Origin of the sequence: Pseudochrobactrum kiredjianiae (assembly GCF_030362795.1) — a bacterium.
GTDB classification, from domain to species: domain Bacteria; phylum Pseudomonadota; class Alphaproteobacteria; order Rhizobiales; family Rhizobiaceae; genus Pseudochrobactrum; species Pseudochrobactrum kiredjianiae.
This window is the reverse complement of record NZ_JAUCBM010000040.1, coordinates 1-3484: the sequence shown is the minus strand read 5'-3', so window position 1 is coordinate 3484 and position 3484 is coordinate 1. Positions and strand designations below refer to the sequence as shown.

3 protein-coding genes are annotated in these 3484 nt (G+C 49.0%); 1 reads left to right on the top strand and 2 read right to left on the bottom strand.

Features of this window, described 5'->3' with window-relative positions; translation table 11 throughout:
* A protein-coding gene (locus QUF18_RS20285) for an IS3 family transposase (protein WP_289388842.1) occupies window positions 1-1045 on the bottom strand; the annotation gives its coding sequence in 2 pieces (ribosomal slippage) (window positions 1-784 and window positions 784-1045; 1046 coding nt annotated over the 2 pieces). This gene is flagged as partial in the annotation.
* Window positions 1046-1267: 222 nt separating this feature from the next.
* On the opposite strand from QUF18_RS20285, the gene QUF18_RS20280 reads away from it, so the two are divergent.
* Window positions 1268-1924 carry a hypothetical protein gene (locus QUF18_RS20280; RefSeq protein WP_289389049.1) on the top strand — a complete coding sequence of 219 codons (657 nt, stop codon included), beginning with the start codon at window positions 1268-1270 and terminating at the stop codon, window positions 1922-1924.
* Window positions 1925-2277: 353 nt separating this feature from the next.
* On the opposite strand, the gene QUF18_RS20275 is transcribed toward QUF18_RS20280, so the two are convergent.
* Window positions 2278-3425, bottom strand: a protein-coding gene (locus tag QUF18_RS20275; RefSeq protein ID WP_374807254.1) for an IS3 family transposase whose coding sequence is annotated in 2 segments (ribosomal slippage) — window positions 2278-3179 and window positions 3179-3425 — 1149 coding nt in all. Because the reading frame shifts where the segments join, the coding sequence is not laid out codon by codon here.
* Between the last annotated feature and the right edge of the window lie 59 nt (window positions 3426-3484).

Sequence of the window (3484 nt, the reverse complement as noted above, 5' to 3'; positions counted from 1 at the left end):
ATGCCCATATTGGGACGTTCATTGTTGTAAGTCCATAACCAATCTGTCGCGAAGGCTTGCGCTTCTTCAATTGTCTCAATGATATATTGGTCTAGCCATTCGTGCCTGACAGTCCGGTTATAGCGTTCAATATAGGCATTTTGCTGAGGCTGTCCTGGTTGAATATACAAGATGGTAATAGAGTGTTTTTCAGCCCACCCCAGAAGTTTACCACTGATATATTCCGGGCCATTATCAACGCGTATAGTCTCTGGCTTGCCGCGCCATTCGATGATCTGGTTCAAACTTCGAATAACCCGTTCTGTTGGCAAAGAGAAATCCACCTCAATGCCTAAGCCTTCACGGTTAAAATCATCCAGTACATTCAATAGCCGGAATGACCGGCCGTCTGCCAACTGATCTGCCATGAAATCCATCGACCAGACCAAATTAGGTTTTGTTGGAACTACCAGAGCATCAGGTTTATCCCTTTTAAGGCGTTTTCGGGGCTTAATTCGAAGGTTCAGCTCCAACTCACAATAAATACGATAAACCCTCTTGTGGTTCCAGCCATAGCCTTTGACATTACGAAGATAAAGAAAGCACAATCCAAAACCCCATGTCTTTTTAGCTGCCGTTAGTCCAATCAGAAGATCTGCAATTTCTTCATTCTCATGACGAAGAAGAGGGCTATAGCGATAACAGGTCTCGCTTACTTCAAAAGCTCGGCATGCACACGCAATACTGACATCAGGCCGTTTCGCAGCTATCACGGCCATATCTCGACGCTCCGAGCGCCCCGTTACTTTTTTCCAAGAGCTTCTTTCAGTAAGTCATTTTGCATGCTCAGGTCAGCAAACATTCTCTTTAGCCGACGGTTTTCATCCTCGATAGATTTCATCTGGCTGACCATCGAGGCATCCATGCCGCCATATTTCGAGCGCCATTTATAAAATGCTGAATTGCTCATGCCGTGTTCGCGGCAAAGCTCAGGAACAGACACACCACCCTCAGCTTGGCGTAAGATTGCAAGGATTTGTGGATCGGTAAATCTAGTCGTTTTCATAAAAATCTCCTCGTTTATTAAACAGAGAAAATTCCACTTTCAAACACCTTTAATTAAAGGGGGGATTACCCGTGCTTCCCTAATGACAAGGCCACGCGCACTACACTTGAGGGGAAGCACCTGACTGATCTGCTAATTGTCTATATCGCTTGGCGGCTGCGGCATGTCAGACAGGCGCGGCGAACGGTCAGCGGACGCGAAAGGCTTGCAAGCGATCCGAGGATGGTAGGACTGACACCAAACCTTGATGCCTTTATCAAAACGGTTGAGGATGGCGAAGACCTTACACCATACTTGTCACTTGGAGCGATCAAGGAAGGATACACACCCGCTGCCCAGAGCAGCGGCCCGGAAGAAAGCTGGGCGGACAAGGATTTTCTGCTCAACGTCATGGGGCTTCACCATTTCCATCTCGGGCTGACGAGGGAAGCCAAAGGCCATGCAGCCAGAACGAATGAAGTTCTGTTCGCGTCGGTCACGCGTGACACATTTGAGATCATAGGGCTATTCGATCACGACGCTTTCGAAAGGAAAGACGATGGCACTATGACGTCCGAAAGGATGCGTCTCTGGTCGACCTACGACGCTCGGCAAGCGGCGAACACCTTGCCGGGTCAGCTGTCCGCCGGCGGCTTTAATGGTTTGGGCATAACCATGTCGGGCCACCCCGTGGCCGTTGTTCGAGCGGCACAGGCACATGCCAGGATAATCCGTGAGGTCGAGCCCATGCTCGATGATCCAAAATACATTCGCAGCCTCTATCCTGCGGACAACGTCCCTAAGAAACCGAAACTCAGGTGGTGCTACAACAATCTTGACCTTGGCCTCTACGACGAAAAGGCAAACTTTTTTGGAATCCTTTGCAAAGGTCCGAACTAGCCTCAAGGGGCCTACCAATTTTATGGGCCGAAAAGGTTCTGCATTGCCGCAGGACTCGCCGTGTCCCCAAATTACTGAGCGCAATTCTCTCCCCGGTACGTCGCAGGATCGCTTTCCTAGCGACCAGCCTCGACCCGTTTACTAAAGACAGCTTTTCGGAAGGAGGCTTGAACCCGCAAGCGGCCATCCAGAAGTCGGTTTAAGCTACTTCTGGCGACATTGAGTTTAAAACAGCGGCAACGGAGGAGGGAGCCGAAAGGCAGCTGCCTCGATATCAGTCTGGTGCGGGGGCTTCAGAACTCTCATGGTCCCTAAGCTCATTTGATTTCACAAATTGAATAGCCCCGAGTTTATTAGACACTCTTCGTCTTCAGTTTGTGGTTCTGTTCAAAGTGTGCTGGTGACAGCATACCATTTCTAACGTGTTTGCGTTGCGGGTTATAAAACATCTCAATGTAATCAAATACGTCTTGCCTTGCTTCAGCTCGAGTTCTGTATGTTTTACGTCGAACGCGCTCTCGCTTCAGCAGGTTAAAAAAGCTCTCAGCTACAGCATTATCGTGACAATTCCCGCGGCGGCTCATGCTGTGCTCAAGATTATGTTGTTTCAGGAATGATGCCCAGTCCATACTTGTAAACTGGGAGCCTTGGTCTGAATGTATCAGTACCCGCTCTTTAGGCTTTCGTCGCCACACGGCCATCAATAAACCCTGTAAGACCAGGTCTGTGGTTTGGCGCGATTGCATTGACCACCCGACAACGCGTCGAGAAAACAGGTCGATGACAACAGCCAGGTAGGAAAACCCTTCATATGTCTTGATATAAGTAATATCTGTGACCCAAACCTTATCAGGTGTGTTCACATCGAACTGGCGATCCAGGGTGTTGTCTATGACGATAGAGGGTTTGCCACCATATTTACCGGAACGGCGCTTATAACCAATCTGAGCCTTGATCCCTGCCAGTCTGGACAGTCTCGCCACACGGTTTGGACAGCAGGTCTCCCCCTGATCTCGCAGATCATCGTGTAATTTGCGGTATCCGTAGACCTTGCCGCTGTCATGCCAAGCATCCTTGATCAGTGCTATCTGCCGGATATCTTCATTTGCACGGTGACTTAAAGGCTGCTTCATCCATGCATAAAATCCGCTTGGATGGACACAAAGCATGCGGCACATGGCACGCACATTGAACCGAACACGATGCGCCTTGATAAACGCGTACTTCATTTTGCATCCTTGGCGAAGTACGCGGTGGCTTTTTTTAATATGTCACGCTCCTCCGTGACGCGAGCAAGCTCTTGCTTCAAGCGCCTGATCTCTGACAATTGATCATCCTGCACAGCTGCTTTCTCAGGAGCATTATAGCGCTTCCTCCAGCTATAAAGTGAATGTGTGCTCACGCCCAAGCGACGTGAAACATCAGCTACTGAATAGCCACGCTCAGTAATCTGTTTAATAGCGTCAAGTTTGAATTCGTCGGTGAAATTAGCTTTACCCATCGTAAGCTCCTTGTCTCTTTTTTAAGTCACAAGGTGTCTACAAATCTAGGGGCTATTCA

What these genes read in the sequence shown, in the direction of transcription:
- QUF18_RS20280 (WP_289389049.1), top strand. Translation starts at nt 1,268, where the DNA reads ATGGTAGGACTGACACCAAACCTTGATGCCTTTATCAAAACGGTTGAG.